The 19419-nt window shown below is 60.5% G+C and carries 17 protein-coding genes and 1 riboswitch; of the genes, 14 read left to right on the top strand and 3 right to left on the bottom strand.

Features of this window, described 5'->3' with window-relative positions; translation table 11 throughout:
- Positions 1 to 7: 7 nt before the first annotated feature.
- Positions 8 to 242: riboswitch (cobalamin riboswitch) on the top strand.
- Positions 243 to 400: 158 nt separating this feature from the next.
- The 4 genes from ACQZ5K_RS05420 to ACQZ5K_RS05405 are packed head-to-tail and all read left to right on the top strand — an operon-like array spanning position 401 to position 3730.
- Entirely contained in the window at positions 401 to 1432 is a 1032-nt protein-coding gene (locus ACQZ5K_RS05420; RefSeq protein ID WP_137453887.1) for an ABC transporter substrate-binding protein, read from the top strand.
- On the top strand, positions 1429 to 2457 hold the full coding sequence (locus tag ACQZ5K_RS05415) for a FecCD family ABC transporter permease (RefSeq protein ID WP_065657203.1): 1029 nt from the start codon (positions 1429 to 1431) through the stop codon (positions 2455 to 2457). Before ACQZ5K_RS05420 ends, ACQZ5K_RS05415 begins: the two co-directional genes overlap by 4 nt.
- Entirely contained in the window at positions 2454 to 3254 is an 801-nt protein-coding gene (locus tag ACQZ5K_RS05410) for an ABC transporter ATP-binding protein (protein WP_137453888.1), read from the top strand. Before ACQZ5K_RS05415 ends, ACQZ5K_RS05410 begins: the two co-directional genes overlap by 4 nt.
- A complete protein-coding gene (locus ACQZ5K_RS05405; protein ID WP_269831723.1) occupies positions 3251 to 3730 on the top strand; it encodes a pseudoazurin in 480 nt (159 codons plus the stop codon). Before ACQZ5K_RS05410 ends, ACQZ5K_RS05405 begins: the two co-directional genes overlap by 4 nt.
- A 117-nt stretch (positions 3731 to 3847) precedes the next feature.
- On the opposite strand, the gene ACQZ5K_RS05400 is transcribed toward ACQZ5K_RS05405, so the two are convergent.
- The gene (locus tag ACQZ5K_RS05400) at positions 3848 to 4678 is read right to left on the bottom strand and encodes a class I SAM-dependent methyltransferase (protein WP_142844654.1); all 831 of its coding nucleotides are present in this window, start codon (positions 4676 to 4678) and stop codon (positions 3848 to 3850) included.
- 113 nt (positions 4679 to 4791) lie between these two features.
- Here ACQZ5K_RS05400 and ACQZ5K_RS05395 point away from each other — a divergent pair, with 113 nt between their 5' ends.
- The 10 genes from ACQZ5K_RS05395 (at position 4792) to ACQZ5K_RS05350 (ending at position 17707) form a co-directional block, all read left to right on the top strand.
- Positions 4792 to 5925 carry an ABC transporter substrate-binding protein gene (locus ACQZ5K_RS05395; RefSeq protein WP_448739804.1) on the top strand — a complete coding sequence of 378 codons (1134 nt, stop codon included), beginning with the start codon at positions 4792 to 4794 and terminating at the stop codon, positions 5923 to 5925.
- 96 nt (positions 5926 to 6021) lie between these two features.
- Positions 6022 to 7161 carry an ABC transporter substrate-binding protein gene (locus tag ACQZ5K_RS05390; RefSeq protein ID WP_448739803.1) on the top strand — a complete coding sequence of 380 codons (1140 nt, stop codon included), beginning with the start codon at positions 6022 to 6024 and terminating at the stop codon, positions 7159 to 7161.
- Complete coding sequence (locus ACQZ5K_RS05385) at positions 7158 to 8225, top strand: FecCD family ABC transporter permease (RefSeq protein ID WP_137004772.1); 1068 nt, start codon at positions 7158 to 7160, stop codon at positions 8223 to 8225. The genes ACQZ5K_RS05390 and ACQZ5K_RS05385 overlap by 4 nt, the downstream gene beginning before the upstream one ends.
- Positions 8219 to 8971 (top strand): ABC transporter ATP-binding protein, encoded by a 753-nt coding sequence (locus tag ACQZ5K_RS05380; RefSeq protein ID WP_003524635.1) that lies wholly within the window; start codon positions 8219 to 8221, stop codon positions 8969 to 8971. The genes ACQZ5K_RS05385 and ACQZ5K_RS05380 overlap by 7 nt, the downstream gene beginning before the upstream one ends.
- Positions 8972 to 9159: 188 nt before the next feature.
- Positions 9160 to 9660 (top strand): RNA polymerase sigma factor, encoded by a 501-nt coding sequence (locus ACQZ5K_RS05375; RefSeq protein ID WP_003524633.1) that lies wholly within the window; start codon positions 9160 to 9162, stop codon positions 9658 to 9660.
- A 111-nt stretch (positions 9661 to 9771) separates the two neighbouring features.
- Positions 9772 to 10767, top strand: coding sequence for a FecR family protein (locus ACQZ5K_RS05370; RefSeq protein WP_448739802.1), 996 nt, complete (start codon positions 9772 to 9774; stop codon positions 10765 to 10767).
- Between the two features lie 149 nt (positions 10768 to 10916).
- On the top strand, positions 10917 to 13685 hold the full coding sequence (locus ACQZ5K_RS05365) for a TonB-dependent hemoglobin/transferrin/lactoferrin family receptor (protein WP_448739801.1): 2769 nt from the start codon (positions 10917 to 10919) through the stop codon (positions 13683 to 13685).
- Between the two features lie 104 nt (positions 13686 to 13789).
- Positions 13790 to 14545 (top strand): hypothetical protein, encoded by a 756-nt coding sequence (locus ACQZ5K_RS05360; RefSeq protein WP_448739800.1) that lies wholly within the window; start codon positions 13790 to 13792, stop codon positions 14543 to 14545.
- Positions 14546 to 14559: 14 nt separating this feature from the next.
- Positions 14560 to 16407 carry a type I secretion system permease/ATPase gene (locus ACQZ5K_RS05355; protein ID WP_448739799.1) on the top strand — a complete coding sequence of 616 codons (1848 nt, stop codon included), beginning with the start codon at positions 14560 to 14562 and terminating at the stop codon, positions 16405 to 16407.
- Entirely contained in the window at positions 16394 to 17707 is a 1314-nt protein-coding gene (locus tag ACQZ5K_RS05350) for an HlyD family type I secretion periplasmic adaptor subunit (RefSeq protein ID WP_135397220.1), read from the top strand. The genes ACQZ5K_RS05355 and ACQZ5K_RS05350 overlap by 14 nt, the downstream gene beginning before the upstream one ends.
- 24 nt (positions 17708 to 17731) lie before the next feature.
- On the opposite strand, the gene ACQZ5K_RS05345 is transcribed toward ACQZ5K_RS05350, so the two are convergent.
- Both ACQZ5K_RS05345 and ACQZ5K_RS05340 read right to left on the bottom strand, forming a co-directional pair.
- Complete coding sequence (locus ACQZ5K_RS05345; protein ID WP_448739798.1) at positions 17732 to 18652, bottom strand: SMP-30/gluconolactonase/LRE family protein; 921 nt, start codon at positions 18650 to 18652, stop codon at positions 17732 to 17734.
- A 33-nt stretch (positions 18653 to 18685) separates the two neighbouring features.
- A complete protein-coding gene (locus ACQZ5K_RS05340) occupies positions 18686 to 19399 on the bottom strand; it encodes a GntR family transcriptional regulator (RefSeq protein ID WP_065117526.1) in 714 nt (237 codons plus the stop codon).
- Positions 19400 to 19419: the final 20 nt, after the last annotated feature.

Raw genomic sequence — 19419 nt, 5'->3', positions numbered from 1 at the left:
CTTGCCCCTTATGTGAGAAAGCGACGGTTCCTGCAGCCGAAAGGCGAAGGGATTAATAGGGAACATGGTGCGGGCGATCTTTTTCGCCCAATGCCGTGGCTGCCCCCGCAACTGTAAGCGGATTGTCGTTCATCCCAGTGACGCTTCAAGGCGTCATGCCACTGTATTCTCCGGAATGCGGGAAGGCAGATGAGTGACGCAAATCCGTGAGCCAGGAGACCTGCCGTCGAAATATAAACCATCGTTACGGGCGGGGAAGCCCGGAGGAGGAGATTGTAATGTTATTTCATAACATTTCGTTTGCGTCCTATTGCCGTTCTCCGTACAAGACGTCCCGCTGTTGCTGCGCGTTCTGACGCCTGCTGCTCTGGAATAAGATTTACTTTCGACTGGAGAACACATGTTTCATTCTAGACGCCTGCCGGTCCATGCCGGCTTTCTGGCCGCTGCGCTTGCAGTTTTGCCTGTCGCCGGCGCCAATGCTGCCGAAACCACCTATCCCCTGACGATCAACAGCTGCGGTCAGGAGATCACCTTCAAGCAGGCGCCCGCCCGCACCGTGTCCGTCGGCCAGAGCACGACAGAGGTTCTTTATCTTCTTGGCCTCGCCGACAAAGTGGTTGGCACGGCACTGTGGATCGGTCCGGTTCTGAAGGGCTACGAGGAGGCCAATGCCAGGGTCGAGCGGCTGGCTGACAATGATCCGAGCTTCGAGGCGGTCATCGGCAAGAAGCCGGACCTCGTGACGACGCAGTTCCAGTGGCAGATCGGCCCGGAAGGCGTTGTCGGAACACCGGCGCAGTTCGCCGAGCTTGGCGTTCCCGTTTATACCTCGCCCGCCGATTGCATGGGCAAGGACAATTCCGGCGGCGGCGACGGCGTGCGCAACACCGTCTTCACCATGGATCTGATCTACCAGGAAATCCGCGATCTTGCCAAAATCTTCAACGTGCAGGATCGCGGTGAAGAGGTCGTTGCCGACCTGAAGAAGCGTGAGGAAGCCGCCCGCGCCAAGATCGCCTCCGCCAACGGCAAGCTTTCGGCTGTCTTCTGGTTCTCCAGCGCCGAGCTGGATATCGATCCCTATGTGGCCGGCCGCAATGGCGCTCCCGGCTACATCATGTCCGCGCTGGGCTTAAAGAACGTCATTGAAAGCGATGAAGAATGGCCGACGGTCGGCTGGGAAACCATCGCCAAGGCAAATCCGTCAATCATCGTCGCCGGCAAGATGGATCGCCGCCGTTTCCCGGCTGACGATGTGGCCGTTAAATTGAAGTTCCTCGCCACCGATCCCGTGGCCAGTATCATGCCCGCCGTCAAGGAAGGACATGTGTTCGAGATGGACGCGCAGGCGATGAACCCGACCATTCGCACCATTGAAGGCATCGAAACGCTGGCCGAGGCGATTTCGGCTGCCGGCCTCGCCAAGTGAACGGCCTTTCCATCCATCTTGGCAGGGCAGGGCTGGCTTTTGCCGCGCTCGCCCTGCTGCTCGTCGCGCTGATGGCCGGGGCGGCCATCGGCGAGACCGCCATTCCTTTCGACGTCGTGGCGAAAACAATCGCCAACCGCGTCTTCCATGCGGCCTATCCGCTGGAACCGCTGGATGAGGGCATTGTCTGGAGTTACCGTCTCAGCCGCGCCGTCGTCGCCGCCTGTTGCGGCGCTTCTTTGGCGCTCGCCGGGGCGGTGCTGCAATCGCTTTTGCGCAATCCGCTTGCCGATCCTTATATTCTCGGCATTTCCGCCGGCGCCTCCACCGGTGCCGTCGCTGTCGCGCTGCTTGGCTTCGGAGCGGGGTTCCTGACGATGCCGGCCGGGGCGCTTATTGGTGCTTTCGTCGCGTTTTCGCTGGTCAGTCTTCTGGCGGTGCGGGCGGGACACGGCAACAGCGCCATCATTCTGGCGGGGGTGGCCGGGTCGCAGCTGTTCAACGCCATGACCTCTTTCATCGTCACCAAATCCGCCAATGCGGAACAGGCGCGCGGCATCATGTTCTGGCTGCTGGGCAACCTCTCGGGGGTGCGCTGGCCGGATGTCTGGCTGGCGCTTCCGGTCAGCCTTGCTGGACTTGCGGTGTGTCTCTGGTATGCCCGGGCGCTCGATGCCTTCGCCTTTGGCGGTCAGGCGGCTGCCTCGCTCGGCATTCCGGTGCGCTGGGTCTATGCCGTGCTGATCTCCGTTTCGGCGATCATGACGGCTGCGATGGTGTCTCTGGTCGGCTCCATCGGCTTCGTGGGCCTCGTCATTCCGCATGCCGCGCGTATCTTCGTCGGGGTTCGCCATGGCATATTGCTGCCGGTAACGGCGCTGACCGGCGCGGTTTTCATGATCGTCGCGGATATTCTCTCGCGCATTGTCATTCCCGGGCAGGTGCTGCCCATCGGCGTCATCACCGCGCTCGTCGGCGCGCCCGCCTTTGCCTTCATCCTCGGGCAGAAGAGGGGGCGTTCATGAAATTATCCGCCCACGACCTGCATTTCCACGCCGGCAATATCGACATTGTGCGCGGCGTCTCGCTCGATGTCGGTTCCGGTGAGTTTCTCGGCGTCATCGGACCGAACGGTTCCGGCAAAAGCACGCTGCTTTCCATGCTGGCAGGCATTCGCAAACCACGGCGGGGGCACGTTACGCTCGGGGATGAGCCGCTTGCCTCATTGGGACGGCGAGACCTTGCCCGCCGGCTCGCTTTCGTGGAGCAGCAGGCCGAAACCACCGAACGCATCACCGCACGACAGGCGGTGGAGCTTGGGCGCACACCCTATCTCGGGCCGCTTTCCGCCTGGTCGCAGCAGGACGACGCCATTGTTGATGCAGCACTTGCCAATGTCGACATGGCCGACAAGGCGGAGCGCAACTGGCACCATCTTTCCGGCGGCGAACGCCAGCGCCTGCATATCGCCCGCGCATTGACCCAGGAGCCGCATATCCTGCTTCTGGACGAACCGACCAATCACCTCGACATAGGTCACCAGATCGGCCTGCTCGATCTGGTGCGCCGGCAGGGCCTGACCGTTGTGGCGGCGCTGCACGATCTCAATCACGCCGCCATGTTCTGCGATCGCGTCGCCATCATGCATCGGGGCGAGATGATCGCGGTCGGTCCGCCGCGGGAGGTTCTGACGCCGGCGAGAATAGCCGCTGTCTTCGGGGTGGAATGCGTCGTCACCACGGATGAGGGCGGCTTTTCCCATATTCGTTTTCTGCCGGCCCATGGGCGGGCCGAGCATCCAAGGAAAGTACTGGCACGATGATGACATTGACGACGCTCGCAAACGCCGCTGCAAGGACCAGCATGTTTTGGGCCGCTGCCGTCATTGCCGTGGCGTTCACGGGCTTTCCGCTTCAGGCTTCAGCCGAGACCTTCGAGGTGAAAATGCTGAACCGGGGCGAAAAGGGCCCGATGGTATTCGAGCCCGATTTTCTCGAAATAGCGCCCGGCGACCGCGTGCGCTTCGTGCCTACCCACAAGAGCCACAATGCCGCGACCATCGATGGCATGATCCCGGAAGGTGCCGAAGGTTTCAAAAGCCGGATCAATGACGAATTCGAGACCGGCTTTGAAAAGCCGGGCTTTTACGGCATCAAATGCTCGCCGCATTACGGCATGGGCATGGTCATGCTGATCAAGGTCGGAGAGGCCACCCTGCCGCAGAGCTACCGGACGGTGGACGTGCCCGGCCGGGCAAAGCCAAGGTTCGAGGACCTCTTCGAGCAGGCGGAAAAATGAAGCTGCACCGAGCTCTCATCCGTCATGCCGGACTTGATCCGGCATCCAGCCGCGGCGCGTCTGCGCCGTGGGAAGAGTCTTTTGCGATCAAGGACTTGATCGCACTGGACCCCGGATCTAGTCCGGGGTTACGGAGTAGTTCCCCGGCTTCACCGCACACACGGCATAACGATGCTGCAGCCCGCGCAGAATGCCTTTCAGCAGGCTGAAGTTTTTCGCCTGGGCACGGTGAATGGCCTGAAGCTCCTGATCGATTGCGACAGGTTCGAAGCCGGTCGCACGCAACAGCGCCGCGACATCGCCAGCCCTTGCGCCCTTCGAAAAATAAACGCGGGAAAGAATGCTGTTGAAGGTGTTTTCCGGGTCCGCCGGCTTGTGCGGCTGGTCCGGTTTGACGAGGCCGATGCTTTCGAGACCGGCCGCCAGTTTCTTCACCAGTTTTTCGCGCCAGCCGGTATTCACGAAATCGCCGTCGACGATCAGAAGCCGTCCGCCCGGTTTCAGCACGCGGAACCATTCGGCAAAGCTTGCCTGCGGGTCCACCAGCGTCCAGACCAGATGACGGGTGATGATGACATCGGCGCTTTCATCCGGCTCCATCGTGTTTTCGGCATCGCCGACGAAAAAGCGGATGCTGCGGCCACGGCTTTTCGCTTTTTCACGGGCAAGCGCCAGCATGGTTTCCGACCAGTCCATGCCGGTGACCTGAAAACCGAGATCGTCCATCAGGTGCGAGATGACACCGGTGCCGCTGGCAAGATCGAGCGCCCTGCGGCCTTCTCCGCGGCCGAGATGTTTCAGGATAAGCGCGTGCCAGGCCTCGCGCTCGTCTTCGGAAAAAATTTCATGTCCGGGGGAAAGGTCGAAAGTCGCGGCGCGGCCGGACCAGTAGGATTTGATTTCGTCTCTTAGACTGTCGTTTTTGCCATATTGGATTGTGTCGATCATCGGTCTTCAACTCATGTACCGGTCAGTTAAGAATGGCTCTAAAACATAAATGTTGACTAGTACAGTCAGAAAATAATACAGCCGCGCCAGTCAACACTGGAGAGCAATATCCGATGCGCATCTCAGCCAAATCTGCGGCACTTGCCCTTGGCCTTCTCGTATCCGCCGCATGGCCGGCATTCGCCGAAAAGGTCACCGTCAAGGATGTGACGGGCCGCGATGTCGAAGTGAATGTGCCGGTATCGCACGTCATCCTCGGTGAAGGCCGCCAGATTTATTTCCTGGCTGCACTCGACAAGGAAAACCCTTTCCAGCACGTGGTTGGTTGGCGCGACGATCTGGCGAAAGCCGACCCGGAAACCTATGCTGCCTATCTCGCCAAATATCCGGAGATCGCCAAGCTGCCGACATTCGGCGGCATGAAGGACGGCACTTTCGACATAGAACAGGCTGTTGCCCTGAAGCCTGACGTGATCCTGATGAATATCGACGCCAAGACGGCGACCGAAGAAGCGGGCTATATCGAAAAGCTCGCCAAGGTCGGCATTCCGCTGGTCTACGTCGATTTCCGTGAAAAGCCGATGGAAAATACCGAGCCGAGCATGCGCCTCATGGGCCAGCTGACGGGCAAGGAAAAGATCGCGGAGGACTTCATCAAGTTCCGCGCCGACTCCATCGCCAAGGTTACCGATACGCTCGAAAAGGCCAATCCGAAGAAGCCTGTCGTGTTCATGGAGCGCGCCGGCGGTTACTCCGACGATTGCTGCATGTCCTTCGGCAACGAGAATTTCGGCAAGATGGTGGAGCTTGCCGGCGGCGTCAACATGGCCAAGGACATCATTCCCGGCACTTTCGGCACCGTCAATCCGGAACAGATCATTGCCTCCAACCCGGAGCAGATCATCATCACCGGCGGCAACTGGAACGGTTATGTTCCGGGCGGCAACTGGGTCGGCGTCGGTTATGGCGCGGATCTGAAGGAAGCCCATCGCAAGCTTGAAAACCTGACCAAGCGCCCGGCTTTCACCGGTGTACAGGCGGTGAAAGCCGGTAATGTCCACGCCATCTGGCATCAGTTTTATAACAATCCCTATCAGTTCGTGGCCGTTCAGGAAATCGCCAAGTGGCTGCATCCGGACCTCTTCAAGGATCTCGACCCGGAGGCGACCTTCAAGGAACTGCATGCCCGCTTCCTGCCGCTCGACTACAAGCCCGGCTACTTCGTTTCGCTGAAGGACGCCAAGTAATAGAGGGACGGTGAAGGGGAGCGCCGTCCGACCGATGGATAAAGCCGCAGCCATGCGGCTTTATCGCTTTGTTTTGGAACTCAATGAGGACTGCTCATGCGGCTCAACGCTCTCAGGCATCTTGCGGTGCTGGCTTTCTTCCTTCTCGCCGTGCCGGTTCTGGCGGCCGAGATTACCGATGTCACCGGTCGCAAAGTCGAGCTGGACCTGCCGGCCAGACGCGTCATCGTCGGTGAGGCGCGCCAGGTGCATGTCATTGCCGCGCTCAAGGGCGACCAGACCTTCGACACCATCGTCGGCTGGCGTGACGATCTTCTCAAGAAGGATCCCGACAGCTACGCCGCCTATGTCGAGCGTTTTCCGCAGATCGAGAAACTGCCGCGCTTCGGTTATGTGCCGCAGGGCGATTTCAGCCTGGAAACGGCCATCACCCTTTCGCCCGATGTGATCACCCTCAATCTGGAAGCGGAGAAATCCGCCAAGGAGAGCGGTTTCGAAGAAAAGGCCGCCGCCGCCGGCATCAAGATCATCTATCTCGATTTCCGCATCGATCCTGAAAAGAACAGCGAAGCCTCGGTCGAAATTCTCGGCAAACTCTTCGGCGCCGAAGAGCGCGCGAAGGAATTTATCGCCTATCGCCGTGCCGAAATCGCCCGCGTGACCGACCGGCTCGCCAGCGTCAAGGACTTGAAGCGCCCGAACGTCTTCATCGAACGCGCGCCCGGCATTTCCGGCGAAAACAATTGCTGCCGCACTTTCGGACCGGTCAATTTCGGCGCGATGGTCGATCTCGCCGGCGGCCACAACATCGCCGACGGCATCATCAAGACGACCTTCGGCGATCTCAATCCCGAACAGCTCGTCGTTGCCGATCCTGACCACGTCATCGTCACCGGCTCCAACTGGGCCGCTGAGTCCGACATCAACCAGTTCGTTCCTGTCGGACGCGGGGCGGATATGGCTCTCTCCCGTGAGCGACTGGCCAATCTGATGAAGCGCACGCCATTTCCGGAACTGAAGGCCGTGAAGCAAGGCAATGTCCATGCGGTCTGGCACCAGTTCTATGGCGCGCCCTACGAATTCTTCCCGATCCAGCAATTCGCCAAGTGGTTCCATCCCGATCTCTTCGCCGATCTCGATCCGGAAAAGAATTTTGAGGAGTTTCACCGCAAATTCCTCCCCGTCACCTACAAGCCGGGCTATTTCGCCTCGCTCGAAAAAGGTTTGAACCAATGAGTTCGCTGAATGAAAGCGCGGTTGGCATCAGTGGGCGCGATCAATATCGCGCCCTTGCCGCGCGCAGGATAATCATCCTCTTCGGGCTTTTTATCGCCCTGTGTTTCAGCATGGCCGCCGACATGGCGCTCGGTCCGGCGCGCTATTCGCTCTCCGAGGTTCTGGCGACGATTGCCGATCCGGCCGCCGTCGGAAACCAGCTTCGGGTGGTGATCTGGGATATTCGCATGCCGATCGCGCTGATGGCGGTGACCGTCGGAGCGTCGCTTTCGGTTGCGGGTGCGCAGATGCAGACCATCCTGTCGAACCCGCTCGCCAGCCCCTTCACGCTCGGCATTTCGGCGGCGGCAAGCTTCGGTGCGGCGCTGGCGCTGGTTGGCGGCGTGGCGATCTTTCCGGGCGCCGTGCATTACATGGTGCCGATCAATGCCTTCATCATGGCCATGGTCGCGGCTCTGTTCATCCATTTCGCCTCGACGCTTCGCGGGGTGACGGTCGAAACCATCGTGCTGCTCGGCATCGCGCTGGTGTTCACCTTCAATGCGGCGCTGTCGCTGCTCGAATATCTGGCCTCCGAACAGGCGCTCGCCGCCGTGGTTTTCTGGACAATGGGCAGCCTGACGAAGGCGACCTGGGACAAGGTCTATATCACCGCCGCCATCCTCCTCGTCACCGTGCCGCTGTTCATGCGCAATGCCTGGGCGCTGACGGCGCTGAGGCTTGGCGATGACAAGGCGGCCAGCATGGGCATCAATGTCCGGCGGCTGCGGTTGACGACCATGCTGACGGTCAGCCTGCTGGCGGCCATTCCGGTTTCTTTTGTCGGCACAATCGGTTTTGTCGGGCTGGTCGGTCCGCACATCGCCCGCATGGTGGTGGGTGAGGACCAGCGTTTCTTCCTGCCCGGCTCGGTGATCTGCGGTGCGCTGCTTCTGTCGGCAACCTCGGTCATCAGCAAGGTTCTCATTCCCGGCGCTATTCTGCCGATCGGCGTCATCACGGCGCTCGTCGGCGTTCCGTTCTTCTTCGCGCTTATTTTCGGCAACAGGAGGCGCGCATGGTAGCGCTCGCACTGAAAGATGTCGGCGCCGCCTATGGGCGCATCACGGTTCTCTCCAAGGTCGGCATCGATACGCTGGAAAGCGGCAGTGTGACGGCCGTGATCGGCCCGAATGCCGCCGGCAAGTCCACGCTTTTCAAGCGCATCGCCAGCCTGATTTCCGGTCCCGGACTGGTCGAGCTCTCCGATACGGCCCGCGGTAACCGCGCCATCTGCTACATGCCGCAGGATACCGGCGCCAACGCCGTTCTGACCGTCTATGAATCCGTGCTTCTTTCCGCCAAGCAGGGCGGCGGCTGGCGGGTCCATGACGATGAGCTTTTCGAGATCGACGCCATTCTCAAGGCGCTGAAAATCCATGACCTTGCTTTCCGCGGGCTTGGCGAATTGTCCGGCGGCCAGCGACAGCTTGTTTCGCTGGCGCAGGCGCTGGCGCGCAAGCCGGAAGTGCTGCTGATGGACGAGCCGACGTCTGCGCTCGATCTTCATCGGCAGATCGAGGTTCTGGGCTTCGTCACCGATCTGGCGCAGAAGACCGGCATGATCGTGCTGATCGCCCTGCATGACCTCAACCATGCGCTTCGTTATTGCGCAAATACGATGGTTATCGCGCGCGGTGAAATGGTGGTGAGCGGTAGCACGGAGGCGGTTATAACCCCGGAGATGCTGCGCGATATCTATCGCATCGATGCCCGTATCGAGCCCTGCTCGCAGGGCAGACCCATGGTCATCGTCGACGGGGCCATCTGACAGGTCAAGACCCGGCCGCCTTCGCTGCCGGGTCCGCTCGATGCGGCCCGCACAAATTCTTGATGATAATAGTCATGAAATATCTGTTCGATCCACGGTTTGGGTGCTAGAGCTTTGAGCGGCAGAACTGCGCGGCCATTCGGGGGCGACAGGTTTCGTCGATCCTTGAAATTTCTCTCGGTTGAGACATGGGCATACGGGAAGATGACAAGCGTTATAACGCTTACGTCGCGCATAGGGTCGACCTGATCAAATACGCCACCCTTATTCTGGGGTCGCGGGCGGATGCGGAGGACGTGGTTCAGGAAGCATTCCTGAAATTCGTTCCCGAAGCCTCCGGCAATCCTTCCAATCTCAAGTCCTATCTGTTTCGCATCGTTCGCAATCTTGCGCTCGACAATCGCCGGCGCAGCCGCCAGGACCTTCGGGAACGGCCGGACGATACGCCGTTCTGGGGTGTGCCGCAGGACAATGGTACGCCGGAGGAGCATGCCCTTTTCTGTGACGAAGTCCGGCAGATGCGGACTATTTTGGCCGGCCTGCCGGTTCAGGCGCGGGTGGCATTGGAAATGCACAGATTCGGTGGTTACAATATGGAGGAGATTGCGCGTCACCTCGGCGTGTCCGTGGCCAGCGCACATCGTCTGATCAAGGGCAGCATTGCCGCGATTACCAAAGAAATGAAGTAAAATAGTCCCGATTGTCCCGCCTTGTGAAAAAAATCTCTTCCTCAAACGTCTTTATAGCAATGCAGAAGACGACGCTTCTCCTCCGCCCCGCAAAGGAACTGGCCCGGTTCAATGACCATTGATCCAGAGAAAAAAATTGAATTGCCGGCCGGGAAGGCGGAAGAGGCGGCCGACTGGCTGCTGCGCTTGCAGTCTGGCTCGGCGGAGCCGCGGCTGAAGGCGGAATTCGAGCAATGGCTGGCGGCAGCGCCGGCAAACCGTCTCGCCTGGGAACGAACATGCAAAACATGGCGGAACCTCGGCCTGGTGGAGCCGGAATTTAAGAACCTCTGGGAAGATGCGCCGCATCTGCCCGGCAAAACCGCGACAAAGCCGCAACGGCGGCGCTGGTCCGTGCGGCATTATGCCGGCGCGGCCGTGGCGGCGGCGTCCCTCTGTCTTGCGGTGCTGTTCGTTCCGGCATTTTTCGTTCGCCTGGAGGCGGACTATCAGACCACCACCGCCGAAAGCCGCACGATCACCCTCGAAGACGGCAGCAAAGTGCAGCTTGCCGCCGCGAGTGCGCTTTCAACGGATTTCACGAATGACCGTCGCAATGTGACGGTGCTGAAGGGGGAAGCCTTTTTCGACGTCGTGCCGGACAAAACGCGTCCCTTCGTCGTGGAGGCAAAAAACGTGACCGTTCAGGTGCTGGGCACAGCTTTCGACGTCGACCTGACGGATGGCGTAACCCAGGTGGCGCTGGCGCACGGTTCTGTGGAAGCGTCCTTCCGCAATGCGCCGCCAACGCGGCTGGTGCCGGGCGAGATGCTGATTGTCGACGCTTCCGGCGCGATCCGCAAAGAGACTGTTTCCGCCGAGGATATTGGCGGCTGGCGCAATGGCGAACTCTATGTGGTCGATGCGACGATAGGCTCGGTCGTGGAGCAGATCCAGCGTTACCATCCGGCATGGCTGACCATGGCTGACAAGCGGCTTGCCGAGCAGAGGGTGACTGGCTTTTACGATCTGCGCGACCCGGATCGCGCGCTGGAAGCCCTGGTGGAACCCTATAAGGGCAAGGTGCATGCGATTGGCGGCAGCGCCCGTATCATCACCCGCTTCTGAAATATTCCGAAACAAAAAATCATATTTATTTTCAGTAATTTATAAAATTTCTTCCGAAAGCCTGAAAAAAATCGACGAGGCAATCGTCTTTTTGTTGAGTAATCCGGTCAAGATATATCCGGAGCGAAAGACAGGAAGACAAAAGCAATATGCGCCTCCAGACATGCAAGACCGGTTCAGGGGAAAAAGCAGCAAAGCAGGCTCGCAGGGCCGTGCTGCTGGCGACAACGGCGGTCGTCGTTTCATTCGTGACGCCCGTTCTGGCCCAAACCGGAGCAGATACCGCCAATTCCCAGCGTCCCGGCGGCGAGCAGGGGGTGACGCGGCCGTTCAATATTCCCGCCCAGTCGCTGTCATCGGTCGTGGGTGCTTTCGGGCGGCAATCCGGCCTTCAGGTCACGCTGGCCACGCCGGCGGCGGGCAATGTGCGCACCAATGCCGTCACCGGCAGTTTCACGGTGCGGGAGGCGCTGTCACGGTTGCTGGCGGGAACGGGCGTCAATTTCCGTATCGCCGGTAATGGCAGAACCGTCGTCATCGGCACAGGGCAATCGACCGTCGATCTTTCCGCGGCGGAGGGTACGACGGTTCTGGAAACCATTACCCTGACCGGCAAGACCGGGCGCAACTCCATTGCCGGTTCCGGTTATCAGGGCACACCCGACTGGGTTTATGAAACGCCCGCCAGTGTCAGCGTGGTCGGCCGCGAGGCGATCCAGTCGGCCGGCGTGCGCAACACGCGCGACGTTTTCAACCGGGTTTCCGGTGTTTATGCCGGCGAGGGCAACGGCAGCTTCCCAACCGTTTCGCCCAATGTGCGCGGTTTGCAGGAAAGCGGCCGCGTGGTCGTCTCCATCGACGGGGCGCGGCAGAATGCGCAGCGTGGTGCGGCATTTGGCGGCGCCACCAGCTACACCGCAAGCGCCGGGCAGGGTTATGTGGATGTCGCTTTCATCCGTGCCGTCGAAATCGAGAAGATAACCAATGCACGGTCGGGTAATGCCGGCTCTCTGGGTGGCAAGGTCGAGTTCCGAACCGTCAGCGCCGACGATCTGATTGCCGAGGGTGAAAACAAGGGCGGGGAAGTGAATGTTTCCCGCGGCACCAATGGTTATGATTTTCAGGGCTCGGTTCTCGGCGCCGTTCGCTCGCCGGATGGTCCTCTATCTTTCGTCGCCGGCTACAGCCGCACGATCATGGATGAATACAAGATCGGAACAAAAGGCGAGGCCCGCAGCACCGCGCCGACGATGAAGGATCTGCTTGGCCGCGACGGCTGGTCGACCTTTTTCAAGGGCGAAGGCGACTTCGGCGACGTGAAGGCCTCGCTTTCCTGGATGCATCAGGAGAATGACTTCGTTCAGGGCGCATCTGAGGTGATCGACCGGGAAAGCGTGCGAAACGACAGCGTCGTCGCGAAGCTGGACTGGGACCCGGAGAGCGAACTCATCGACTTCAAGTCATCGCTGTGGCTGAACGATAATATGACGCATGAACTGCGTGCGGCGCGTACTTATGCGGTAGAGACGAACCTTGACATGGGCCTGCGCAGCTTCGGTGGCAGCCTGGAAAATACCAGTCGCTTTGATACGGCGGCGGGCGCGCTCAGCCTGAACTATGGGGCAGAAGCCTTCCGGGACATTGCCACGTCCGTTGCGACAAGCGCCAAAATCGCGGAAAATCCTTCTTTCGCCAGCAGCTACACGTCATTCAGCCCTGCGGGACGGCGGGATGTCGCCAGCCTGTTCCTTAACGGTGAACTTGAGCCGGCGGATTGGATCACGCTGAGTGGCGGCGTGCGTTACGACTGGTCGCGTCTCAAGGGATCGGCGACCTATTATAGCGTTCGCGATTACACGGTGACCACGACCGTACCCTGCGATGCGATCCGCAATCACTATACGGCTCTCGATTATTTCAATCAGGTCTTCGCCCCCGCCAACCCGAGCTGGGCGGCACGTTACGCCCTCTATCTTGCGCGCGTCTGGCCCACGACCTCGGCCAACTGCATGCCGGGCACCGGTACAACCACCAATACGCCGGTCACCGAATACCCTGAGCACAATGTCGATATCGATCGCACCTACAGCGCCTGGCTGCCCTCCGCCACCATCGAACTGAAACCCGTCGACTGGTTCCGCCCCTATGTGAGCTATTCCCAGAGCCTGCGTCCGCCGACAATTCTCGAGGCTTTTTTCGCTGGAGCGCGTCCGGGCGACAGCCCCGGATACGAATACGCTCCGAACCAGGCCCTGCGTGCGGAAAAAGCGACGACCTACGAAGTCGGCGCGAATATGAGCTTCGACGGCGTGCTGCTGGACGACGATTCCATTCGCATCAAAATGGCCGCCTTTCGCCGCGAGGTGAAGGACTATATAGCGCTCGGTTATCTCGTTACGGATCAGGTGCTCGACCGCACCTATACCAGCTTCGTCAATCTGGACGGCACGACCTATATGCGCGGGCTTGAATTCGAGGGCAATTACGATGCCCGCAGTTTCTGGGTCGGCGGTTCGGCAACCTTTCTGAAAACAGAATGGCCTGAAAAGACGCAGGTTTTTTCCAACGGCACGACCACCACAACGGGCGAAATCGTTGCCTGGCCGGGCGACGTCGCGCCCAAGGTGAAGCTGACGCTCGATGGCGGCATGCGTTTCTTCGATGAAAAATTCTCGCTGGGCGCAAGGCTCAACCACGTTACGCCGACACAGTCTCGCACGCTGGATACGGAAGGCAATCTGCGCGAGGTGACCGATCCCTACACAACGGTGGATCTCTACGGTTCCTATGCCTTCAACGACAAGGCCACGCTTCGCTTCGCCGTCAACAACCTGACGGACCGAAAATACATTCCGGCAGCCAGCGCCTACACGGCGCCGGGCCGCACCTTTATCGCGACGATGAACGTGAAGTTCTGAACCGTGGAAGAAATTCTCCGGGCTGGGTTGCAGCCCGTCCCGGAGATGAAACGCCTTCGCCACAGGACGAAGGTATCGATATTGGCCAGCAAAGGAGTACACCTATGGCTACCACAATTCAACTGACGCAGTCTTCCTCCGATCTGATCGGCTACCTCAACGGTTGGACGAGCGGTTTCGGTTCGACCTATGGTGCGTTCTACGACGCTCAGACCAGCTCTCTCGCCACCACCACCATCGATCCGAACACGACCTATGAGGCGTGGGGCGATGGCAGCTCCGGCGGCAAGGGCATCGTCATGAGCGGCGCTCTGCAGTACTCCCAGGGCAACCTGACGGGTTCGATCGACAGCATCGTTCTGGGCACCGGCTACAGCCAGTCCACCAGCGGCATCGCCGTCAGCCAGCAGGAACTGCTGATCGATCCCGACAGCGCCTATTCGCTCGCCGGCGCTCGCGATCTTCTCGATCTCGCCGTCTACCAGCTTGCCCGCTTCGGTTCGCTGGCCGGCTTTTATGATTACTTTGCCGCCACCGGCACGGTAATCGAGGACACGGCTGCCTCCAACACCCTGACCGGCTTTGCCGGCGCAGACACCTTCGTATTCTCCGGCGGCAATGATGTCGTACAGGCCGGCCCGACCGGAACCTACGGCTATCAGGACGGCACGGATACGCTCGATGTCTCCGCCTGGGGCGCAACTTCGGTGGACGATTTGTTGTGGTATAATGATAATGGAAATGCCGTTATCCTTTCGGCCACAGACACGTCCGTCTCCGTCACACTGAATGGCGTCGATGCAAATGTGCTCGACGCATCGGACTTCATTTTCGCCAGCGCATCGGCGCTTGCCGCGTAAAGGAAAATCAGGCTGTGGGCTTTCAAAACCACCAGCAGACGCCGCCGCAGTCCCTCACTGCGGCGGTTGTTTCGCCCCTTAAGAGCACATTTCTCGGCGTTGCGCTCGTCAGCGGCGTGGTCAATATACTCGCGCTCACGTCGCCGCTCTTCATGCTGCAGGTTTATGACCGGGTTCTGGCAAGCGGCAGCCTGCCGACGCTGGTCGGGATCGCCATTCTCGCGCTTGGCCTTTATGGCTTCCAGTGCCTGCTCGATATTATCCGCGCCCGCGTTCTGATCCGCATCGGTGAAGATTTCGACATGCGTCATTCCGGCAGGGTGCATGATGCCGTGGTGCGCCTGCCGCTCGTCAACCGCATGCCGGGCGACGGTCTCCAGCCGCTGCGCGATCTCGACAATGTGCGCGGTTTTCTCTCCGGCACGGGGCCGACCGCCTTTTTCGATCTGCCGTGGATGCCGCTTTATCTCGGCATATGTTTTCTGTTTCATTTCTGGATCGGCGTGACGGCGCTTGCCGGCGCGATAGTGCTTGTCTCCCTCACGATCCTCACCAATATCTTCTCGCAGAAGCCGATCCGCGACACCATCGTCGAGAATATGGCCCGCAACCGGCAGCTGGAGGCCTCGCGCCGCAATGCCGAAGTCGTGCAGGCCATGGGGCTTGGTGGTCGGCTCGGAAAACGCTGGCAAAATTCCAACGAGGCTTATCTTGCCGCCAATCGCAAGGCGGGCGATGTGGCCGGCGGTCTCGGCAACATCGCGAAGTCTTTGCGGGTCGTGCTGCAATCGGCCATTCTGGCGGTCGGCGCGTGGCTCGTCATCAACCAGGAAGCTTCGGGCGGCGTGATGATCGCCAGTTCGATCATGATGGGCCGGGCGCTGGCGCCCGTCGATCTCGCCATTTCCAACTGGAAGTCCTTCGTAGCCGCCCGGCAGAGCTGGGCGCGGCTGAGGGAGCTTTTTGCACAGATGCCGGCCAATGCCGCCGCCATGGCCCTGCCGAAGCCTGAAAAGGAACTGCGGGTCGAAAACGTCACCATCGTTCCGCCGGGAGAAAGAAAACCGACCGTCACCGGCCTTGGCTTCATCGTGACCGCCGGAAACGCGCTCGGCGTCATCGGCCCCTCCGGCTCGGGTAAATCCACGCTCGCGCGCATTCTCACCGGCGCGTGGATGCCGGCGGCCGGCAAGGTGCGGCTGGACGGTGCAAGTTTCGAGCAATGGGACCGTGAGGCGCTGGGCCGCCATATCGGCTATCTGCCGCAGGGCGTGGAGCTGTTCGATGGCACGATCGGCGAAAATATCTCCCGTTTCGAGGATAATCCCGATCCTGACGCCATCATCGCGGCGGCCAAGGCTGCGGGCGCGCATGAACTGATCCTGCGTTTCGAAAAAGGTTATGACAGCGATATCGGCGAGGCGGGTTCGGCACTTTCCGCCGGGCAGCGCCAGCGCATCGGCCTTGCCCGCGCGCTATACCGCGATCCCTTCATCGTCGTGCTGGACGAACCCAACGCCAATCTCGATGCGGAAGGCGAAGCCGCCGTGGTCAAGGCGATTTCCTCGGTCAAGGCGCGTGGCGGCATTGCCGTCGTCGTCGCCCACCGGCCGAGCGCCATCGGTGCTGTCGATTTTATTTTGATGATGGAAGAGGGGAGGATGAAGGCCTTCGGTCCGCGTGACGAGGTTCTGTCGAAGGTACTGCGCGTTCCGCAGACGCAGACGGCCAAGGGATTTACCGCATCCGCCCAGACGATCTCGCCCCTGCGCGTCGTCGCCAATACCCAGCCGCAGGCGTTGGTGCTGGAAGACGTCCGTGAAGAGAACAGCCAGGAAGGAGATGCGGATGTCAAACATTGACCAGCGCAGCCATGTGTCCCGCTCCATCCGAAAACATCTTGTTGCCGGCCTTGCTGCGGGTGTAGCGCTGCTGGCCGGCGTCGGCGGATGGGCTGCGACGACCAATCTTGCCGGCGCGGTTGTCGCCTCCGGCCATCTGGTGGTGGATTCCTACAGCAAAAAGGTGCAGCACCCGAGCGGCGGTGTCGTCGGCGAAATTCTGGTGAATGAGGGCGACAGGGTGAAGGCCGGCGATGTGGTCATGCGCCTTGATGCGACCCAGACCCGCGCCAATCTCGCCATCGTCACCAAGCGTCTGGATGAGCTGAATGCACGCATGGCAAGGCTGGAGGCCGAGCGCGACGATCTGCCGGAACTCGTTTTTCCGCAGGCCCTGATGGCGCGAAAAGACGATGCCGATGTCGCCTCCGCCATGCGCAGCGAGACCAAGCTTTTCGAATTCCGCAAATCCTACCGCGAAGGGCGCAAAGCACAGCTTTCCGAGCGCATCACCCAGTTCGAACATGAGATCGAAGGGCTGAAGGCGCAGGAAGTCGCCTATGATAACGGCCTTGCCGTGCTGCAGGCTGAAATCACCTCGCAGAAATCCCTGCGCGAACAGGGTATCGTTTCGGTGCAGAGGCTGAACAGCCTGCAGACGCAGGCCGCGACATTCGGCGGCGAGCGCGGCGAAAAAATCGCCTATCAGGCGCAGACGGCAGGGCGCATCACCGAAACCAGGCTGCAAATCCTGCAGATCGACCAGGAATTGCGCACCGAGGTCGGGCGGGAACTGCGGGAAATACAGGCGCAGATGGGCGAATTCGTCGAGCGCAAGGTTGCCGCCGAAGACGAGCTGAAGCGCATCGATATCGTCGCGCCGCAATCTGGCATGGTGCATGAAATGGCCGTGCACACGGTGGGCGGCGTGGTGACGCCGGCGGATCCGATCATGCTCATCGTGCCTGACGGAGACGAGCTGGCGCTGGAGGTGCAGATCGTGCCCAAGGATATCGATCAGCTTCAGGTGGGGCAAAAGGCCATGCTGCGCATGACCGCTTTCAACCAGCGTGTCACGCCGGAACTGGAAGGCCATGTCAGCCGCATTGCGGCGGATATCACCACCGACCAGCGCAGCGGTCTCTCCTATTATCTGGCGCGGATTTCCGTGCCGGTTTCCGAGCGGCAGAAGCTGAACAATGCGCCGCTGGTGCCGGGCATGCCGGCCGAGGCGTTCATTCAGACCAGTGAAAGGACGGCGCTGTCCTATATCGCCAAGCCGCTGACCGACCAGATCAGCCGCGCCTTCCGGGAAGAGTAGGAATCCGGGTACGGTTTCCGGGCTTTATCCGCCTTCACCAAAACGGAAGGCGGCAAAGCCTTTCGTCTGTGTCGGGATCGCCCAGACGCCGCCTGAAAACGGTGCTTTCGCCAGCCGGTCTTCGGACATGTTGTGGCGGTGTGATGTCAGGAAAAGGATGCTGAAATCAGGTCCTCCGAAGCACGGCATGGTGGGGTGCGGGACGGGCGCTGCGAGCACCTCCGCATGCCTGCCGTCTGGCGTGAAAACGTTCAACAGGCCGGCGGAAACGCCCGCGCTGTAATAGGTGCCGCTGCTGTCGAGACAGCCGCCATCCGGTCTTCCCGTCTCTTCCGTCATCCGGGCCACCAGCACGCCCTCATCGAATGTGCCGTTCCTGCTGTCGAATTTTCGCCGGCGTATCCATTTCTGGACGGAATCGCTCTGCCACATGATGGAGCCGTCCGGGGAAAAGGCGAGGCCGTTCGGGCATGTCAGGCCGGTCTGCATGCGCTCGGCGCTTTTTTCGGTGATCCGCCAAAGTTCACCATGGGGCTCCATGTCCGCGAGTGGCACGTTGTGCATGGTTCCCACCCAGAAGGCGCCGTCGGGGCCGATCCGTCCGTCGTTCAGCCGGCAAGGAATGCCGTCCGGTGACGGCAGGGAGTGGAGAAGGCGTGTTTTGCCGCTCTCCGGATCGAGGATGACAATATCCATGCCGCAGGCGACGACGAGGTCGCCGTTCCGACAGAGACCGAGACTCGACACCGTATGGGGAAACGCCCATTCGCGATAAAGGCCGGGCTCGAGCGCTGCGGACCGCACCGTCCTGCCGAGTATATCGCACCAGAAAAGCACCTGTCGCCGCTCGTCCCAAACGGGGGATTCCGCAAGTGTGCTCATCGTGTCGCACAGAAGTTTCGCCTGCGACATGGCAAGCGCTTTTTCGGGAGTTGCCGTATTCATGATGCTCGAACCGTTGAAAATGATGGCGCAGAATTATTCGAAATAGTCCTGGTGGTTCTCGAAAACCTGCGAAAGAATGCCGAGGACGCGTCTCAGGTGCTTGCGCAAACCCTCGGTCGCACGGGCTTCGTCCCCGGCCTTGATCGCATCGTAAACCGCCTCGTGTTCGGAGAGCAGCCGCGCCATATGCGCCTCGTCGGTGATGGCGAGCGCGCGCAGGCGGTCCAGCCCCGCCTTCTCGCGGATCAACAGCGTCTCCAGCCTCTCAAGCCCCGTCGCGGCGGCAAGCGCGCTGTGGAACTGGTCGTCATGCACACGGAAAGCCTTTCTGTCTCCGCGGTGCATGGCTGCGCGCTGGCCGGTGAGGGCGTGTTCGATCTCCTGCTCGGCCTCCGCCGTTATGCCGATCTGGCACAGCCTGCAAACCGCAGCGACCTCCAGCGCCTCGCGGATGAATTGCGCGCTGCGAATGTGCTTTTCCGATAATCTGGAGACATAGGTGCCGCGGCTTGGCAGGGTAACGATCAGGCCGTCATCCCGCAGGCGGCTCAGCGCTTCGCGCACCGGCGTGCGGCTGGAATTGAACAACTGTCCGATCTCGTTCTCCGAAACCGCCTGGCCGGGAAAAAGCTCCCGGGAAAGGATGGCCGATTTCAGCGCGGAATAGATCTGGTCCACGACCGGACGGTTAAGATCCAGCCGTTCCATTGTCGGCACGGTGCCACCTGTTACGGGAATTTTCGGCATATACCCTCCAGCGTTTTCAT

The sequence above is a fragment of the Agrobacterium sp. 22-226-1 genome, from assembly GCF_053522345.1.
This window is presented reverse-complemented; position numbering and strand designations above follow the sequence as displayed.